The sequence below is a fragment of the Lysobacter antibioticus genome (assembly GCF_001442535.1).
Taxonomy (GTDB): domain Bacteria; phylum Pseudomonadota; class Gammaproteobacteria; order Xanthomonadales; family Xanthomonadaceae; genus Lysobacter; species Lysobacter antibioticus.
In genome coordinates this window covers 533,666-552,100 of record NZ_CP013141.1, presented here as the reverse complement: position 1 = coordinate 552,100, position 18,435 = coordinate 533,666, and the positions used below count along the sequence as shown (strand labels likewise).

Below are 18,435 nucleotides of genomic sequence, written 5' to 3'. Positions count from 1 at the left end.
CGGCGGCGCTTGCCGCGCGCAGCAGCCTCAGGCCGAGGCGCAGGCGCTCAGGCGGTCGGCGATCCAGCGTTCGGCGAAGCCGTCGAGCTGGGCATTCTCGAGGAAGCCGCAATGCCCGCCCCAGGGCGCGATCTCGACGCGGGCGTGCTCGGGCAGGACCAGTTCCTGGAAGCCGGCGACCGGGATCACCGGATCGTCGGCGGCCATCAGGATGCTCACCGGCACCTCCAGGCGGGCCATGCGCTGGCCGGCGATCGAGTAGCCGTCGAAGTAGCGGTCGAGGGTGCCGAAGTCGGTGTGGCGTTCGACCATCCACTGGGTCAGCGGGCGCATGCTCAGGCCCAAGGTACGGTCGTCGAAATCGTGCAGCGCCGGGAACAGCGCGCGCTTGCGCGCCAGCGAGTCGCGCCATTTGCGCTCGAAGTACCACAGGTACAGCGGCAGGCCGGACTCCATCGACTCCATGGTCCGGGCCGGATCGAGCACCGGGCAGACCGCGGCGACATGGGCGAGCGGCAGGCCGGCATCGGTGGCGCACAGGGCCAGGCGCAGGGCGAAGTTGCCGCCCAGCGAATAACCGGCGACCGACAGCGGCCGCAACGGAAAGCGCCGCGCGATCTCGGCCGTGGCCTGCACCACCTCGTCGATGCGGTTGGAGTGGAACAGGCCTTCGTTGAGGTGATGGGTGTCGCCGTGATCGCGGAAATTGAGCCGGAACACCTCGAAGCCGCGCGCCAGCAACTGCGCCGCGGTCAGGCGCATGTAGTTGGAATCGGCGCTGCCTTCCCAGCCGTGCAGCAGCAGCACCAGCCCGCACGCGGCGGTGCCGGGCACGGCGCTGTGCAGGCCGTGCAGGCGCACGCCGTCGCCGGCCTCGATCAGGTGTTCGGTGGTCTGCGCGCCGATCTGGGCGAAGCGTAGCTCGGCGCGGCGCCGCCGCAGCGGGCTGGAACCCAGCGCCGACTGGACGTGCGCGTTCCTCAGCCAACGTGGAGGCGCGTAGTCGGCGGCGGTCAGCATGGCCTCAGCTCGCCATCGCCTCGACGATGCGCTGCCGCGCCAGGTCGGCGATGCGGCGGCGGCCATCGGCTTGCCCGGGACCGATCGGGGTCAGGAAATGGATCTCGGCGACACAGCCGGGTTCGCCGAGCAGGCGCAGGAAGTTGGCGAAGAAGCTTTCCTTGCCCTGGAAGGCGACCACCGACTGGGCGTTGCCGCGCTCGCCGTAGCGCAGCGCGACCGGCTGCACCGGCACGTTGGCCTCGACCGCGGCGAGGAAGATGCGCGCATGGAAGGGGCCGATTTCGCCGCCGCCGCGCGTGCCGCCTTCGGGAAACACGCCGACCGAGCGCCCGGCGCGCAGGCGCGCGAGCATCTCGTGCAGCACGCCGCCGAGCGATTCGGTGTTGCCGCGGTGGTGGAAGATGGTCTCGCCGCGCGCCGCCAGCCAACCGACCACCGGCCAGCTCTCGATCTCGCGCTTGGCCACGAACCCCATCATGCGCTGGCTGTGCAGGGTCTCGATGTCAATCCAGCTGACGTGGTTGGCGACGAACAAGGTCGCGCCCGGCAGCGGCGTGCCGATGCGGCGCAGGCGGAAGCCGAACACGTGCATCAACCCGGCCGACCAGGCGCGGATCAGGCGATGCCCCAGGGTTTCGCCGCCGCCGACGGGAATGCCGGTGGTCAAGGGCGTGGTCAGCAACAGCACGAGCGGAAGGTGCACGAGCACATGCCACAGGAGCAGAGGTACGCGGATCAGGTAACGCAGCGCGCGCGCGGTCGACGCACCCGTAGGCGCGACCGCGCCGGCGTGGGGAGGCGGCGCATTCATTGTGTGCACGATACCGAAGCGTCGTCGCAGCGGCCAGCGGCGATTGCGACTGATGGCGGGTTTTCGATTCGACGGTGAGAAATTGACCGCTCGTTCGGGCGCGAGGGCGATGGGAGGCCGGCAGCCGCACCCCGCCTGAGAAGGCAGACCGGGCGCCTGCACCCCTCTTCGACAAAGAGGGGTGGGGAGCTGCTTCAGCCGGCTGGCCGAATCCGCCCAGCGTGGGGTTGGGGGCGCGGGCAACCCGATGCCGGGGTTCGGCACGCCCACACCCAGCCCGCCGGATTCCCCTCGTACGAGCCAGCGCACAAGGGGAACCGCGACCGAAACGGCCTCAGTTCGAGACCGCGGCCGATGCCGTGGCCGAAGCCGTCGCGCGATGGGCCAGGCCGACCTTATGCCCGGCCTTGGCGAAGTACAGGATGTACAGGTAGCAGGGCACCATCAGCAGCAGGAACACCAGCTGGAAGTCGAAGTGCTGCTTGAGCGCGGCGAACAGCTGCGGGATCACCGCGCCGCCGGCGATGCCCATCACCAGCAGGGCCGAACCGCGCTCGGTCAAACGTCCCAACCCTTCGATCGCGAGCGGGAAGATCGCCGGCCACATCATCGCGTTGGCGAAGCCCAGCGCGGCGACGAAGCCGACCGAGACATAGCCCTTGGTGAAGAACGCGCCGACGGTGAAGACGATGCCGAGCACGGCCGAGACCGCCAGGTATTTCTGCTGGCTGACGAAACGCGGAATCACCACCAGCCCGACCAGGTAGCCGACCAGCATCGCGATCAGGGTGAAGGTGGTGAAGAAACTGGTTTCGCTCGGCGGCAGGCCCAGGGCCGCGCCGTAGGTGCCGATCGCATCGCCGGCCATCACTTCGGCGCCGACGTAGACGAAGATGCACAAGGCGCCGAGCCAGACGTGCGGGTAATGCGCGAGGCTCTTCTTGCCGCTACCGCTGCCGCTGTCGGCCGGGGTCGAGTTGACGTCCTCGGCGCGGATTTCCGGCAACGGCGAGCGCAGCAGCAGCACCGCCAACACCGCCAACACGCCGGCCATCGCGACATAAGGCACGTGCACTTTCGCGGCGAATTCGTCGAGCAGGGTTTGGCGCCCGGCCGGCGTAGCCGCGGCGAGCTGCGCATCGAATTTGTTGATGCCGGCCAGGACCAGGGTCGCGAACGCGAACGGCGCCAGCGCGCCGGCGATCTTGTTGCAGATGCCCATGACCGCGATGCGCTGGGCCGCGCCTTCGATCGGGCCGAGGATGCTGATGTAGGGATTGGCCGCGGTCTGCAGGATCGCCAGGCCCGCGCCGATGGTGAACAGTCCGGCGAGCGCGCCCGGGTAGGAACCGCGCAGGACGAATTCGCCGAAGGCGAAGGCGCCGATCGCCATCACGAACAGACCCAGCGACATGCCTTTCTTCATGCCGGTGCGCTTGAGAATGCTCGACGCCGGCAAGGCCAGGAACAGATACGACAGGTAGAACACCGTCAGCACCAGGAACGCGTTGAAGTCGTTCAACTCGAACCGGTATTTGACGAAGGTGATCAACGGGCCGTTGAGCCAGGTGACGAAACCGAACACGAAGAACAGCGCGCCGATGATCGCGATCGAACCCAGGTGACGCGGCCGAGCGCTGGCGTTGGAAACCGACATGAGACTCCCCTCCCAGAGCGGCGGGTACCGCCCGCCACGTCCCGCTGGTCATCCGGATGACCGGCACGACAAGCGTCGGCCCAACGTTGTCACAAGTCGCTCCCGCATACCAGTCGCAAGGCCAAGAAGCCCGCCAAACCGTGATCTTGCGCGCGCGCCACCATGTTGCGGCGCATCAATATTCCGGGCACCGAAACACGGTTTTGCGGCCTGGGAGACACATTGGCGCGAACTTGTTGACAACGTTGTCAAACCCAGAGCACTCTCGGCGCCGCCAAGGGGAAACACACCGGCAGCCGCGGAGGGCGCATGCAGTGGGAACGGAACGGGACGTCGTCGATGTCCTTGCGGGGACGCATCATGAACACACACGCCGGCGCAATCACCTACGCCGTCGTCGGAGCCTGCGCATGAGCGCGGCCGCCCGGCTGAATACGGCCACGCCCCAGTTCATCGCCGCCGATGTCGGCGGTACCCATACCCGCGTCGGCCTGGTCCGTGCCGGCAACGGCGGCGAGTCCACCGTGACCGTGCTCGCCCACCGCAAGTACGTCTGCGCGGACTATCCGAGCCTGGCCGCGATCCTGGCCGAGTTCATCGCCAGCAACGGCGTCGGCATCGATCGCGTGGTGATCGCCTCCGCCGGCGTGGTGCTCGACGACCAGGTCATCAATTCCAACCTGCCGTGGCGGATCTCGCTGTCGGAACTGCGCCGCGAGCTCGGCCTGCGCCAGGTGCTGGTCATCAACGATTTCCAGGCCAATGCCAACGCCGCCCAGTGCATGGCGCCGAACGATTCGACCCTGCTCACGCCCGGCGTCAGCGAGTCGACGCCCGGCCCGGTGCTGGTGATCGGCCCCGGCACCGGCCTCGGCGCGGCGGTGCGCATTCCGCACGGCAAGACCACCGTGGTGCTGCCGACCGAAGCCGGCCACACCGCCTTCGCGCCGGGCAATGCGCGCGAAGTCGAAATGCTGAGCCTGGCCCAGCAACGCGGCCAGACCCACGTGCCGACCGAGTACTTCGTCTCCGGCCCCGGCCTGGTCAACCTGTATAGCGCGCTGTGCACGTTCAACGGCGTCGAGCCGTCGCTGCGTGCGCCGGCGGCGATCACCGAAGCGGCGCGTCGCGGCGAAGCGATCGCGCGCGAAGCGGTGCTGACGTTCTGCGCGCTGCTCGGCAGCGTGATCGGCGATCTGGCCGTGATCAGCGGCGCCAAGTCGGTGTTCATCGCCGGCGGCATCCTGCCCCAGCTCAAGGACTTCGTGCCCGAGAGCGAATTCCACGCCCGCATGCTCGACAAGGGCGCGATGCGTCCGGTGCTCGAACGCGTGCCGGTGCGGTTGATCGAGAACGAACGGCTCGGCGTGATCGGTGCGGCGAGCTGGTATCTGGAGCACGGGCAATACGAGCCGGGCCAGTACGAGCAGGGCCCGCAAGAAAGCGAACCCGGCGATGGCGCGACGGCGCCGGCGAATCGCCAACAAAAAACGCAGTAGGCGCAAGGCCTCAGGCGCACGCGCGCAAGGCGCGTGCGCGAAACCGCGGCCTCGCATCGAAGGCGGCAACACCGAAACCGGAAACGGCGTCGCCGCGACCGGCTGCACCAAGACAAACAAGACAAGACAAACCGGACTTCGCGACGAACCGGCTTTCCCCGGTCGATCGCCGAGCCATCACCGCCCGAGGGAGGAACAGTAATGAAAGCGCGCAAGAGCATCCTGTCAGCCAGCATCGTCGCGGTCCTGACCTGTATCGGTCCGGGCCTGGCGGCCGCCCAGGACACCCAGGACACCCAGGCAGCAACGAGCCCGTCCGCATCGTCGGAAGCCACCGAGCTCGATACCGTCGTCGTCACCGGCATCCGTGCGAGTTTGGAAAAATCGCTGGATACCAAGCGGGCCAACGTGACCGTGTCGGAAGCGATCACCGCCGAGGACATCGGCAAGTTCGCCAACACCAACGTCGCCGAGGCCATGTCGCAGATTCCCGGCGTCACCCTCGATCGCCGCTTCGGCCAGGGCGAGCGGGTCAGCATCGACGGCACCGACCCCAGCCTCAACCTGACCTTCCTCGACGGCCATCCGGTCGCCCAGGCGATCTGGCTGTACGGCGAACAGCCGAACCGCGGTTTCGACTACACCCTGCTCGCGCCGGAAATCCTCGGCCGCCTGGAGATCATCAAGTCGTCGGAAGCGCGCATCACCGAAGGCAGCCTCGGCGGCACGGTGTTGATGCACACCCGCCAGCCGCTCGACATGGACGCCAACTCGGTCGCCGGCTCGGTCAGCTACAACTACAGCGACCAGGGCAGCAAGGGCCGCCCGAGCGCGTCGCTGCTGTACAGCTGGAAGAACCCGGAAGAAACCTTCGGCGTCTCGGTCGCCGCGCAGCACTACGAAGAGCAGGTCGATCGCCAGGGCCTGGAGATCTTCGGCTACGCCAAGGCCTCCACCTTCACCAATGCCGCGCGCGCCGGTCTCGACCCGAACGCGGAAGTGCCGAACTCGATCAACGCCGCCTGGTTCCAGCAGCACCGCAAGCGCGACAGCGCCGTGGTCAACCTGCAGTTCAAGCCGAGCGACGAGTGGGAGTTCAACCTCAGCGGCCTGTACATCAAGGAAAACTTCGACAACTACAACCAGTCGCTGTACAGCTTCCTGACCTGGAACGACGGCACCGTCGCAGCGGTCAACCGCCTCGGCGATGCGAAGAACGGCGTGGTCACCAGCGGCCATTCCAACGCCAACGCCGATCCGCTCGGCGGCACGGTGCTGTACGACAACAACGTGCGCGAGTCGGAAGTCGAGACCAAGGGCCTGGACCTGCGCACCGCGTTCGACGGCGAGGGCTGGGGCTTCAAGGGCCAGATCGGCCGCAGCAAGTCCGAGAACAAGCACCTCGCCCAGTACTTCATCGAGCCGGTCTACAACGGCGGCTTCAGCTGGGACATCGACCGCGGCATCACCTTCGACAACCCCGACGCCGCGCGCAATCCGGCCAACTGGGGTCCGTCGGGCGGACTGGTCAACGGCTGGATGGGCAACAACGGTGTGTTCTCGACCGAGAGCAAGGACACCTACGGACAGGTCGACTTCAACGTCGAGTTCGACAGCGTGTTCAACAACCTCCAGTTCGGCGTGCGTCGCGCCAAGCACGAAGAGTCCTTCGAGCTCAACATCTACGGCCCGGTCAACCGCGGCACCCTGGCGGACGTCGGCACCGTCGGCCTGACCGACATCCGCGGTTTCAGCAACGACCACGGACGCCACATCCAGGTCGGCCGCGGCAACGTGCTCGACTGGGTCAAGGGCAGCCCGCTGAACTTCGCCAACCCCGATCCGGCCGGCTTCCTCAACAACACCTGGGCGCTGGAACAGACCAACACCGCGGCCTATGTGCAGGCCGACTTCGCCAGCGGCGCCTGGCGCGGCAACTTCGGTCTGCGCTACGTCGAATCCAAGACCGACGCCAGCGGCTTCGTCTACGGCGGCGCGCCTTCGCTCGACAACCTGGCCAGCAAGTGGCAGACCAAGTCGAAGAAGGAAGACTTCGTGCTGCCGTCGCTGAACGTGGTCTACGACACCGGCAACGACGTGCTGCTGCGTTTCGCCGCGGCCAAGGTGATCGCCTGGGCGCCGTACAACCAGATGGTCAACAACACCTTCCTCAACGACACCACGTATAACGGCAGCGGCGGCAACGCCGACCTGTCGCCGTACGAGTCGACCAACTTCAACCTGTCGGCCGAGTGGTACTTCGCCGAGCAGTCGGTGCTGGCGGCGTCGGTGTTCTACAAGGACATCTCCAACTACATCGACAGCGCGGCCCGGATCGAACGCCAGTACAACTCGATCCGCGACACCAACCGGGTCGTGTTCGACACCACCCTGGTCGGTTTCCACGGCTGCACCAGCGACGGCTATTGCGACTACGACATCCAGCGCCCGCGCAATGCCGGCAAGGGCAAGGTCAAGGGTTTCAACGTCAGCTACCAGCAGCCGTTCGCCGACACCGGCTTCGGCCTGACCGCGAACTACACCTACGCCGACGGCGAAAACAACACCGGCGACCCGTTGCCGTACCAGTCGCGCGACAGCGTCGCGATCAGCCCGTACTACGAGAACGGCCCGCTGACGTTACGCCTGTCGTACAACTGGCGCAGCCATTACCTGGCCGGCGGTTACGTGGCCGGCGCGGCGCCGGCGAGCGTGGACGCCTACTCGGAACTCGGCGCCAGCGTAGGTTGGAAGTTCAACGAGAACATGGCCTTGTCGTTCGACGCGATGAACATCCTCGACGAGGAATACGTGCAGTACTCCGGCAGCAAGAGCAAGCCGGTCGGTACCTACCACAGCGGCCGCCGCTACATGGCCGCGTTCCGGTTCAACTTCTGATCCGCACCGCAACCGGCACGCGCCGGCCGCAAGGCCGGACGCGTGGCAACGTCGCCGGGATCGCCACGATCCCGTCGGCGCGTCGCATCCGAAGCCCGGCACTTACCCTGCCGGGCTTCGCCGCATTGAGCACCGCACACTGACACCGCCGGCGCGCGCCCCACGCACGCCGGCCACGAACGGAGCAGCGCAACGATGAAAACGCGTACCGCCTGGAACCTGGCCCTGGCCAGCGCCGCGGCGATCGGACTGGCCGCCTGCCAGAACACGACCTCGCCGGCCGGCTCTACCTCAGCCAGCTCCAGCTCAGCCGACGCCACCTCCACCGCCGCGAGCGGCGCCGAGCCGGCGATCGCCGCGCATGCGAGCGCGGTGATCCCGCGTCCGGCGCAAGTCGTCGCCGGCGAAGGGCGGTTCGTGTTCGGGCCGCAGACCCGCCTGGTCGTCGCCGCCGACGATGCGGCCGCGCGTCGCGTCGCCGAGGATTTCGCCGCGCGCGTGCGGCAGTTGCGCGGCTTCGCGCCGAGCATCGACAGCGGCGGCAAGGCCGGCGCCGATGCGATCGTGTTCGCGCTGGATCCCAAGTCCGCCGCCGGCGACGAGGCCTATACCCTCGACATCGGCCGCGACGGCGTACGCGTGCAGGCGCGCGCCGCCGCCGGCCTGTTCTACGGCGCGGTCACGTTGTGGCAACTGGCCACCGCCGACGGCGGCAAAGGCGCGGCGAGCATCGCCGCGCAGCGCATCGACGACGCCCCGCGTTTCGTCTGGCGCGGCCTGATGCTCGATGTCGCCCGCCACTTCCGCAGCGTCGACGAGGTCAAGTCGGTCATCGACCAGATGGCGCTGCACAAGCTCAATACCTTCCACTGGCATCTCACCGACGACCAGGGCTGGCGCGTGGAGATCAAGAAGTACCCGCGCCTGACCGAGGTCGGCGGTTGCCGCATCCTCGCCGGCGCCGCCGGCCGCGATGCCGAGGGCAAGCCGAAACCTTATTGCGGCTATTACACCCAGGAACAGATCCGCGACGTCGTGCGCTACGCCGCCGAGCGCCACATCACCGTGGTCCCCGAAATCGAAATGCCCGGCCACGCGCAATCGGCGATCGCCGCCTACCCGGAACTCGGCGTCACCGACGTCGTGCGCAAGGCGCCGCCGGTGTCGCCGGACTGGGGCGTGCACACCTACCTGTACGGCGTCGACGATTCCACTTTCGGCTTCCTCGAAAACGTCCTCGACGAAGTCGTCGGCCTGTTCCCCTCCCGCTACATCCACATCGGCGGCGACGAAGCGGCCAAGGACCAGTGGATCGCCTCGCCGAACGTGCAGGCCAAGATCAAGTCGCTCGGCCTCAAGGACGAGATGGCGCTGCAGAGCTGGTTCGTCGGCCGCATCGCCGGCCATCTGCAGAAGCACGACCGCATCCTGCTGGGCTGGGACGAGATCCTCGAAGGCGGCAAGCTGCCGGCCAGCGCGACGGTGATGTCCTGGCGCGGCACCAAGGGCGCGGTCGAGGCCGCGCGCGATGGCCACGACGTGGTCGTCGCGCCGGACCGCCAGCTCTACCTCGACTACGTCCAGAGCGACCGCGACGACGAGCCGAGCGGGCGCTTCCCGATCAGCACCCTGCGCGACTTCTATCAGTTCTCGGTGGTGCCGGCCGAGCTCGACGCGGCCCAGAGCAAGCACGTGCTCGGCGCCCAGGCCAACCTGTGGGCCGAGCACCGGCGCAGCTTCGAGCGCATCCAGACCGCCTTGTACCCGCGCCTGGATGCGCTGTCGGAAGTGGTCTGGTCGCCGCAGGCGCGGATCGACTGGAACGACTTCCAGCAGCGCCTGGCCGCGCAGATGGCGCGCTACCGCGCCCAGGACGTGAAGGCCTCCGACGTCGCCTACGCGGTCAAGTTCAAGGTCGAGGACGGCGCCGACGGCGCCGCGCCGAAGCTGGCGCTGAGCAACCAGACCGGCTTCGGCGAGATCCGCTACCGCACCGACGGCCAGGACCCTGGCGTCGACGCCCCGCTGTACACGCAGCCGCTCGCCGCGACCCTGCCGCTGGACCTGGTGGCGACCACCTTCGTCGACGGCAAGGCGATCTCGGCGCCGCGCCGCTTCAGCGCCCGCGACCTGTCCGACCTGAGCACCCGCACCAGCGCCGGCCTGCGCCCTTGCCGCGAGGGCTACAACCTGCGCCTGGAGGACGACGCCGCGATCGAAGGCAAGGGCGACGGCGCCCGCGCCTCGCTGACCACCAACCTGATCGACCCCTGCTGGATCTACGAAGGCGCCCGCCTCGACGGGGTCGGCCGGATCGAGGTCCGGGTCGGCCAGGTGCCCTACAACTTCCAACTCTGGCACGACACCAAGAACATCGTGACCCGCAAGGCCGAGCTCGGCGGCGCCCTGGAAGTGCGCGTCGACGACTGCAAGAGCGCACCGATCGCGCGTCTGCCGCTGGCCGAGGCCAAACGTTCGGACGGTCTGAGCACGCTGCAGGCGACCCTGCCGAAGCTCGCCGGCCGCCACGACCTGTGCTTCGTCTTCGCCAGCGGCGGCCACGACCCCTTGTGGGCGCTCGACCGCGTGACCCTGCGCCCGGCCGCGAACTGACCCGGCCAAGCCCTTCGCTCCGCCGCGGCGACCGCGGCGGAGCGCTCGTCCAGACACCGCGGCCGCCCATCCATGCCCCGCGCCGACGGCCGACCCGGTCGCGATGGCACGATCCGGCCAGCTCGCAACAGGCGATCCGCCACCTTGCGTCAAATAAATTATGTGCGCCGATTCATGGATTGTGCATCGCAGCGGTTAGCATGTAGGGGTTCCAGGGGGATCTACAAACATGCCTATTCGCAAGTTGTTGTTGGCTGCGGCACTCGCCGCCGCCGTGGTATCCGGCTCCGCCGGCGCCCAGGCCCTGTCGAAGCCGGGCGAGTTCTACTTCGACGCCGACGCTCAGACCACCAAACCGGTGGTCGCGATCAAAGAGACCGGCGACGCCGCCATGGAACGGCTGGCCAAAATCATCGAACGCAAGGCGCACGCGCCGACCGAGGCCGCGCAGCTCGCGCACCTGGCCATGGAAGGCGGCCGGGTCGAGTTGGGCCGCCAGTTGTACGGACGGGCGCTGCGCGAGATCGACAGCGGCAGCACCTACTGGCGCGCGATCATGTGGAACTACGCCTGGGATCTGTACCACCTGGGCGCCCACGAGGAAGCGTTCAAGTACTGGGCGACCCTGCACGGCGCGCGCAACGTCAGCGCCGCATGGATGCCGCCGACCTACGCGGTCGCGCTGTGGTCGTTGGGACGCAAGGACGAAGCGGTGGAGTGGTACGCCGCCGCGGTGCGCAGCGAGCCGGATCTGTGGCGCGACAGCTCGCGTTATGCCGAGTTGCTGCCGGCGTGGCGCGACAGCGATCGCGCCACTCTCGCCCAGGTGCGACAGGCCTGGGCCGAGAACCCGCCGCGCTGGCCGTAAGGCCGCGCAAGGCCGTGCCGGGCGCCTCGCCCGGCGTGCGCGAAAGCAGCGGCGCGGCGTGATGCCGCGCCGCTTTTTCGTGGCGACGACCGCAACCGCGACCGTTCGTCGCCGTTGTTTCCGTTGGACTCCTTACACGGCTACAGTCGGCCGTCCACAGCCGCGCGTTCGCTCGACGACGTCGGTCTGTCGATGCGCCGTCGCAGCCGAGGATCGGATGTCCCTTTCGCTACTGAGCGTTGTGGTGGTCGAAGACCACGGCTTCCAACGCCGCATGGCGCTGCGCCTGTTGTCCGAACTCGGCGTCGCCCGCCTGCACGAGGCCGGCGACGGCGCCTCCGCGCTGCGCTTGCTGCGCTCGCTGGCGCAGGTGCCGGACGTGGTGCTGGTCGATCTGGACATGCCGGGCATGGACGGCATCGAATTCATCGACCACCTCGCCCGCGAGCACCTGGCGCGCGCGATCCTGGTGGTCAGCGCGCTCGACGCGGCCCTGCTGCACACCGTCCAGACCATGGCCCGCGCCTGCGGCCTGCGCGTGCTGGAGGCGGTGCCCAAACCGCTGACCCGGAGCAAACTCGCCCAGGCCCTGGCCGGCCTGGAACTGGTCGCCGCCACCGTCGCCGACGACGACCCCGGCGAGATCGGCCTCGACAGCCTGCGCGCGGCCTTGGCCGCCGGCGAGATCGTGCCGTGGTTCCAACCGCAGGTCGAACTCGGCAACGGCCGGGCGATCGGCGTCGAGGCCCTGGCACGCTGGACGCGCGGCGACGGCCGCGTGGTCCTGCCGCATCATTTTCTGCCGTTGCTGGAAAGCGCCGACCTGGTCGACGAACTCACCGAACAGATGCTCGCCCAGGCCTGCCGCTGGAAACGCCAGTGGGACCGCAGCGGGCTGCGCCTGAAACTGTCGGTCAACGTCTCCGCCTCGACCCTCGACGATGCCGGCGCCGCCGATCGCTATCAGCGCATCGTCCGCGAGGCCGGCGTCGACCCGGCCGAGGTCGTGCTCGAACTCACCGAAAGTTCGCTGATCGCCGACGCCGCACGCGGCCTCGGCGTGCTGGCGCGCTTGCGCCTGAAGGGCTTCGGCTTGTCGATCGACGACTTCGGCACCGGCTGGTCCTCGCTGTCGCAACTCTCGCAGGTGCCGTTCACCGAATTGAAGATCGACCAGGAATTCATCGCCGGCGCCAGCCAACAGCCGCGCAAGCGCGCGGTGGTCGAGGCCAGCCTCGACCTGGCGCGCAAGCTCGGCCTGGACGCGGTCGCCGAAGGCGTGGAAACGGTCGAGGACTGGCAGATGCTGGCCGAACTGGGCTGTGCGATCGCCCAGGGCCGGCTGATCGGCGATGCGGTACCGGGCGAAGAGTTGCCGGCCCTGCTCGGCCGCTGGCGCCGGCCCGAACATTGAGGCGCGCAGTGTTCGCCTGGCTCGACCGCTTCAGCATCCGCCACCAACTGTGGGGGCTGTTCGGCCTGTTCCTGCTCACCGGCGCCAGCGTGCTGGTGATCGACGAGATCGAGCAGTACCGCGCGCGCCGCACCCTGCAGACCTTGCAGGACGACGCCCTGCTCGGCCTGCGCCTGATCAAGACCGTGTCCGACGGCTACGGCCTGGACGTGGTCGACACCACCTTCCGCGTGCGCAACTACCTGGTCGACTGGGACGAAGGCCTGCAACGCGTCGACAGCGCCCAGCGCCGCGTCGACCAGGCCTGGCCGCGCCTGCAGGCCTTGCCGCATTCGGCCGAGGAGCGCGCGCAGTTGCACGCCGCCGCGCAGGCCCGCCGCACCGCCGACGCCGCCGCGGCCGAGCTGCGCGCGATCCTGCGCCATCGCGACATCCGCGCCTTGGGCCAATTCGCCGACAAACGCCTGTACCCGGCGATCGACCCGCTGACCCAACGCCTGCAACTGCTGTCCGACCTCAAGCTGGTCCAGGCCGACAGCGTGGTGCGCGCCGACATCGTCCGCAGCGAGTGGGTCAGCCTGATCCGCATCGCCCTGTCGCTGTTCGCCCTGACCACCGCGGCGTTGATCGGCCGGCGCATCCTGCGCAACGCCTCGCGCGGCATCGACCGCCTGACCTGGCTGGCGCGGCGCATGCGCGAGCACGACTACACCGCCGAACCCGGCGAACTGCCGGCCGGCGAACTCGGCGCGGTCATGCAGGCCTTCATCGACATGCGCCGCGACGTGCTCGGCTTCGAGACCGAACTGACCGGACAGCTGATCCGCAACGAACGCACCCGCGCCGAACTCGAACAACGCGAGCGCTTCCAGCGTTCGCTGCTGGATTCGGCGCAGATCGCCATCCTCGCCGTCGACGGCGACGGCTGCCTGACCCTGGTCAATCCTTTCGCCGAACGCCTGCTCGGGGTCAGCGCCGAGGAAGTGATCGGCCACGAGCGCCTGCACACGGTGTTCGAGCCGCGCGCCCTGCAAGCCCTGGCCAGCGAGTTGAGCGCGCAGACCGGACAGACGGTGCGCGCCGACTGGACCGCCTTGCGCGAACTCGCCCTGGCCAACGCCGCGCCGCGCGAGACCCGCCTGCGCCATCGCAACGGCACCTGGGTGCCGGCGCTGGTCGCGGTGTCGGCCACCCACGAAGACGAAGACGCACCGGGCCTGCTGCTGATCGCCGCCGACCTGAGCGCGCTCAAGCGGCTCGAACGCGAACTGCGCGCCAGCGAAGCGCGCGCCCAGGACGCCAACCGCGCCAAGTCCTCGTTCCTGGCGGCGATGAGCCACGAAATCCGCACCCCGATGATCGGCGTCACCGGCATGATCGAGGTGCTCGCGCATTCGCGCCTGGACGCCGAGCAACGCCGCGCCCTCGACGTGATCGAGCAGTCGTCGCAATCGCTGCTGCAGATCATCGGCGGCATCCTCGACTTTTCGAAGATCGAGGCCGGACGCCTGGAGATCGTCACCGAGGCGGTCGACCTGCCGGCGCTGGTGCGCAGCACGATGGCCGGCTTCGTCGGCGCCGCCGCCAGCCGCGGCGTGGCCTTGAGCTGCCGGATCGACGCCGGCGTGGCCCCGGCGCATCGCGCCGACGCCCTGCGCCTGCGCCAGATCCTCGGCAATTTCCTTTCCAACGCGGTCAAGTTCACCGAACACGGCAGCATCGAGATCGCACTCGAATACCTCGGCCCGGCCCTGGCCGACGGCGACGACGAAGCCCGCGATGCCTTGTGCCTGCGCGTCAGCGACACCGGCATCGGCGTCGGCGCCGAGCAGCAACAACGCTTGTTCGAACCTTTCAGCCAGGCCGACGGCGACACCACCCGCCGCTACGGCGGCACCGGCCTCGGCCTGGCGATCTGCCGGCGTCTGGCGCTGCTGATGGGCGGCGACGTCACCATGGAAAGCGCGCCCGGCGTCGGCACGACCATGCGCTTGCGCGTCGCTCTGACGCGGGCGCCGGCCTCGGAATTGCGCGCCTCGATCCTCGGCGACGCGGAGGCGACGGCGCTGGTCGCGCGTCCCCTGCCCGACCTCGCCAGCGCCGAGCGCGAACGCAGCCTGATCCTGCTGATCGACGACCACCCGACCAACCGCCTGGTGATCGCGCGCCAGCTCGCCCTGGCCGGGTATGCCAGCGAAGCCGCCAGCAGCGGCCAGGAAGGCCTGCAACGCTGGCGCAGCGGGCGCTATGCACTGCTGTTGTCGGACGTGCATATGCCCGGCCTGGACGGCTACGGCCTGGCCCGCGCGGTGCGCGAAGAAGAAGCGCGCGGCGGCCTGCCGCGCACCCCCATCGTCGCCCTGACCGCGTCGGCATTGAAAGGCGAAGCCGAGGCCTGCCAGGCCGCGGGCATGGACGACTACCTGGTCAAGCCGGTCGCGGTCGCAGGCCTGGCCGCCTGCCTGCAACGCTGGTTGCCGCACACCGTACCGCCGCCGGGCACCTCGCCCGTGCTGGCGGGCGACGAGCGCGCGCGCGTGCTCGACGGCGAGGTGCTGCAGCACCTGCTCAACGACAGCGGCGGCGATGCCACGCAGGTGCTCGACGACTTCCTCGCCGTTACCCGCCAGGACTTGGCCGAGTTGCAGGCCGCACGCACGCAGGGCGATTTGGATGGCGTGCGCCGTCAGGCCCACCGTATCAAGGGCGCCGCCGCCTTGATCGGCGCCTGCGAACTCGGCGAAGCCGCGCAGGCGGTCGAGCAGGCCGCGCACAACGAAGACTGGGCGTCGTTGCTGGCGCTGCTCAGCGAACTGGAAACCGCGCTGGAGCGTTTACGGCGGCTGCCGCGGTGAGCGGGAAGAGCAAATCCCCCCTTCCCCCCTTTTCCAAAAGTGGGGAACGGCAGCAATTGCGGCTGCGGCTGCGATAGCGACAACCGCCGCAGCGGCAGCCGCGGCGACGATCGCCTCAAGACCTTCCGAACAAGCGCGTTGATTCGCCCCCCTTTGAAAAAGGGGGCGGCGCCCGGCGCAAAACCGGGGTCGACCGCCTCCGCAGCGCGGGGGAGTTGCTGTTGCTGTTGCTGTTGCTGTTTCCGTCGCCCCAGCGCCCTACTTCGCCTGCGCATCCTCGATCGGGATCTGGTGCTCGCGCAGCCATTCGATCACCGCTTCGCGCTCGCGACGGGTCTGGCCGTTGAGGACCTTCTCCGGGGTCATGAACATGAAGCGCTGGAAGCTCGCACCCTGCACGTTGCGGGCGTTCGGGCTCGCGCCGGCCTGCAGCAAGGACAGGGCATGGCCGAATTCGTTGACCTTGGCGGCCTGGTGCAGCGGCGTGTTGCCCATGCGGTCGGCCAGGTCGGGCTTGGCACCGGCTGCGAGCAGGGCCTTGAAGTTCTCGGCGCGCTCGCCCATCAGCGCCGCCGCAAGCGGGGTGGCCTGGGTAACGGTGTTCGGGGTGTCCGGGTTCGCGCCGCGCTCCAGCAGCACCCGCAGGTAGCGCGGGTCGTTGGCCATCGCCGCCAAGTGCATCACGGTCATGCCGTCGTCGCTGCCGACCGCCGGGTCGGCGCCGACCCCCAGCAAGGCCTCCAGGCCGGCGCTGCTGTGGTGGTACAGCGCCCACTGCAGCGGCGTGGTGCCCTTCGCGCCGCGCGCGTTCGGGTTGGCGCCGGCCGCGGCGAGCTCGCGCACACGCGCGGCATTGCCGTCGGCCGCGGCCTCGGCCAGTTCGGCGCTGCGCACGTCGGGGAAGACTTCGCTGGCTTGCATCGATCGGTTTCCCGGGCCTGCACACGCCGTGCAGACCGACAGCATAAGCAGGATGGCGGCGGCCATCACGCGCGAGGCCGCGCCACGCGGGTTCAGATGCGGAAGATTCATGACGAGGCGCCTGCTCTGGAAGACGACCGTGGTCGGATGGCCGGATCGTAACGCAGCCGCGCCGGCGGGTAAGAGAAGCCGATGCCGTTCACGCACAGACGCGACGGCGCGGCCCGCCGCACAGGCCGCGCCCGTGCCGTCACCGCGGCCGCCCCAGGGCCGTCAGTCGAACCCGGGGCCGTCAATCGAACGGATTGAGGAAGCTGCCGACGTCGTCCAACACCTTGACCGTGCCTTCGGCGACATCGCCGGCGAAGTCGAGGGTGGCCTCGGTCGCCGTGCCCAGGCCGTCGAACACGATCTCGGTCAGCTCGCCGGCGCCTTCGGCGACGTCGCCGAGGATCTGGCCGCCGTCCTCGATCCAACCGCCGAGGGTGTCGCCGGCATCCTTGAGGCCGACGTATTCGCCGAGATCGCGAATCAGGCCGCCGGCCAGTTCGCCGCTGCCTTCGGCGACGTCGCCGACCAGGTTGAAGCCGCCGCGGCCGACGTCGCCGGCCAGGTTCAGCGTGCCCTCGGCGAGGTCGCCGGTGAGCTTGAAGGTGCCGTCGATATAGCGACCGTCGGCGTATTCGTTGTTGATCACGCCGTCGAGGTCGCCGCCGAAGTCGTAGCCGACGTTGAAGGCGTCGACGCCGAGGTCGATGACCTCCTGGGCGCCGTCGCCGAGCAGGTCGATCGCGGTTTCCGAACCGGTCTCGGCCATGCGGTCGAGCACCCCGAGTTCGTCGCCTTCGATGCTCTCGGTCGGCGTCGGGGTCTGGGTCTTCATCGCCTCGATCACGGTCGCCGCGCCGTGCGCGCTGAGCACGTTCGGCCAGCCTTCGGGATGCTTGAGATTGAGTTCGTAGCCGACCGCGTCGGGCGTGCCGTTGAGCACCTCGACGCTCTGCTGCACGCCGGTCAGCGGATCGCCGTCGACGTTGTAGCGGCGGATCTGGCCGTCCTCGGCCTGCGAGCGCGCGTCGTGCGGGCTGAAGCCCAGGTCGCGCAAGGTGTCGTTGCTGAGGCCGGCGGCGTTGAAGGTCACCGCGGTGTTGCCGGTGGCCAGCGCCGCGGTCGAGGCCAGGCCGCCGCCGAGCGAGTGACCGGTGAACACGACGTTGTCGCCGAACGCTGCCTCGGCTTCCTTGGCCAAGGCGACCGCCTGCTTGTACTGGCTGGTGTCGAAGCCCAGGCCCTGGCCGACGTCGTTGGCGATGTCGCCGTCGCCGAACGGACTGAAGCCGTTGGTGCCGGCGAAGGCGACCACGTACTGGCCGTTGTTGTTGGTGTAGACCGCGGCGCGGAAGCCGGTGCCCTCGGTTTCCAGCGAGGCCGGGTCGATACCGGCGGGCTTGCCGTCGGGGCCCTTGAGGTCGAGCAACTGCTCGGGCGTGAGCCGGGTCCAGCCGGCGGTGCCGGCGCCGTCGGTCTTGTAGACGTCGCTGGACAGCTCGGCCAGCGAGGTGTCGATGGCCTTCTGCGGCTGCTGGCCGTAGAGCTGCTCGCTGAAGGGTTCTTGCGAGGCGGTGTCGACCGGCGCGTGCGGCGAATACGGCAGCTCGACCGGTGCGCTGGCCAGGGTCAGCGGCGGCGCGGTGTCCTGCGGCAGGGGCTGCGACGACGGCTGCGGGTGCAGCAGGTGATCGATCAGATTCGGCAACTGGGCGAAACGGAACGCACTGTCGAACTCTGGAAAGCTCATCGCGGCCACCCCCTGGATACTTGAACGCAGCGTATGGACGCGATTTGTGCAGAAACAGCTGGTACGTGCCCGAGCTAG

Annotated in this window: 11 protein-coding genes; 6 read left to right on the top strand and 5 right to left on the bottom strand. The window is 68.9% G+C overall.

Annotation, left to right across the window (positions count from 1 at the left end):
• Nucleotides 1–27: 27 nt before the first annotated feature.
• The 3 genes from GLA29479_RS02275 to GLA29479_RS02265 form a co-directional block, all read right to left on the bottom strand.
• Nucleotides 28–1,017 carry a YheT family hydrolase gene (locus GLA29479_RS02275; protein ID WP_082638959.1) on the bottom strand — a complete coding sequence of 330 codons (990 nt, stop codon included), beginning with the start codon at nt 1,015–1,017 and terminating at the stop codon, nt 28–30.
• Nucleotides 1,018–1,024: 7 nt separating this feature from the next.
• Nucleotides 1,025–1,834: a lysophospholipid acyltransferase family protein gene (locus GLA29479_RS02270; protein WP_082638222.1), complete on the bottom strand. Its 810-nt coding sequence runs from the start codon at nt 1,832–1,834 to the stop codon at nt 1,025–1,027.
• Nucleotides 1,835–2,168: 334 nt separating this feature from the next.
• Complete coding sequence (locus tag GLA29479_RS02265; RefSeq protein WP_057919515.1) at nt 2,169–3,491, bottom strand: sugar MFS transporter; 1,323 nt, start codon at nt 3,489–3,491, stop codon at nt 2,169–2,171.
• 410 nt (nt 3,492–3,901) lie between these two features.
• On the opposite strand from GLA29479_RS02265, the gene GLA29479_RS02260 reads away from it, so the two are divergent.
• The 6 genes from GLA29479_RS02260 to GLA29479_RS02235 all read left to right on the top strand — a co-directional run bounded on the left by GLA29479_RS02260 (nt 3,902) and on the right by GLA29479_RS02235 (nt 15,638).
• Complete coding sequence (locus tag GLA29479_RS02260; RefSeq protein ID WP_082638221.1) at nt 3,902–4,990, top strand: glucokinase; 1,089 nt, start codon at nt 3,902–3,904, stop codon at nt 4,988–4,990.
• Nucleotides 4,991–5,191: 201 nt separating this feature from the next.
• Nucleotides 5,192–7,888 (top strand): TonB-dependent receptor, encoded by a 2,697-nt coding sequence (locus GLA29479_RS02255; protein WP_082638220.1) that lies wholly within the window; start codon nt 5,192–5,194, stop codon nt 7,886–7,888.
• A gap of 195 nt (nt 7,889–8,083) precedes the next feature.
• Nucleotides 8,084–10,501 (top strand): family 20 glycosylhydrolase, encoded by a 2,418-nt coding sequence (locus GLA29479_RS02250; RefSeq protein ID WP_057970655.1) that lies wholly within the window; start codon nt 8,084–8,086, stop codon nt 10,499–10,501.
• 229 nt (nt 10,502–10,730) lie between these two features.
• Entirely contained in the window at nt 10,731–11,369 is a 639-nt protein-coding gene (locus GLA29479_RS02245; RefSeq protein ID WP_057970654.1) for a tetratricopeptide repeat protein, read from the top strand.
• 217 nt (nt 11,370–11,586) lie between these two features.
• A complete protein-coding gene (locus GLA29479_RS02240) occupies nt 11,587–12,783 on the top strand; it encodes an EAL domain-containing response regulator (RefSeq protein ID WP_169795604.1) in 1,197 nt (398 codons plus the stop codon).
• An 8-nt stretch (nt 12,784–12,791) separates the two neighbouring features.
• The gene (locus tag GLA29479_RS02235; protein ID WP_057970652.1) at nt 12,792–15,638 is read left to right on the top strand and encodes an ATP-binding protein; all 2,847 of its coding nucleotides are present in this window, start codon (nt 12,792–12,794) and stop codon (nt 15,636–15,638) included.
• 258 nt (nt 15,639–15,896) lie between these two features.
• On the opposite strand, the gene GLA29479_RS02230 is transcribed toward GLA29479_RS02235, so the two are convergent.
• Together GLA29479_RS02230 and GLA29479_RS24240 are read right to left on the bottom strand one after the other, a co-directional pair.
• Nucleotides 15,897–16,559 (bottom strand): ankyrin repeat domain-containing protein, encoded by a 663-nt coding sequence (locus tag GLA29479_RS02230; RefSeq protein WP_057919521.1) that lies wholly within the window; start codon nt 16,557–16,559, stop codon nt 15,897–15,899.
• Between the two features lie 292 nt (nt 16,560–16,851).
• Nucleotides 16,852–18,357 carry a Tle-like phospholipase domain-containing protein gene (locus GLA29479_RS24240; protein ID WP_057970650.1) on the bottom strand — a complete coding sequence of 502 codons (1,506 nt, stop codon included), beginning with the start codon at nt 18,355–18,357 and terminating at the stop codon, nt 16,852–16,854.
• Between the last annotated feature and the right edge of the window lie 78 nt (nt 18,358–18,435).

What these genes read in the sequence shown, in the direction of transcription:
- GLA29479_RS02270 (WP_082638222.1), bottom strand. Translation starts at nt 1,834, where the DNA reads ATGAATGCGCCGCCTCCCCACGCCGGCGCGGTCGCGCCTACGGGTGCG.
- GLA29479_RS02265 (WP_057919515.1), bottom strand. Translation starts at nt 3,491, where the DNA reads ATGTCGGTTTCCAACGCCAGCGCTCGGCCGCGTCACCTGGGTTCGATC.
- GLA29479_RS02260 (WP_082638221.1), top strand. Translation starts at nt 3,902, where the DNA reads ATGAGCGCGGCCGCCCGGCTGAATACGGCCACGCCCCAGTTCATCGCC.
- GLA29479_RS02255 (WP_082638220.1), top strand. Translation starts at nt 5,192, where the DNA reads ATGAAAGCGCGCAAGAGCATCCTGTCAGCCAGCATCGTCGCGGTCCTG.
- GLA29479_RS02250 (WP_057970655.1), top strand. Translation starts at nt 8,084, where the DNA reads ATGAAAACGCGTACCGCCTGGAACCTGGCCCTGGCCAGCGCCGCGGCG.
- GLA29479_RS02245 (WP_057970654.1), top strand. Translation starts at nt 10,731, where the DNA reads ATGCCTATTCGCAAGTTGTTGTTGGCTGCGGCACTCGCCGCCGCCGTG.
- GLA29479_RS02240 (WP_169795604.1), top strand. Translation starts at nt 11,587, where the DNA reads ATGTCCCTTTCGCTACTGAGCGTTGTGGTGGTCGAAGACCACGGCTTC.
- GLA29479_RS02230 (WP_057919521.1), bottom strand. Translation starts at nt 16,559, where the DNA reads ATGCAAGCCAGCGAAGTCTTCCCCGACGTGCGCAGCGCCGAACTGGCC.
- GLA29479_RS24240 (WP_057970650.1), bottom strand. Translation starts at nt 18,357, where the DNA reads ATGAGCTTTCCAGAGTTCGACAGTGCGTTCCGTTTCGCCCAGTTGCCG.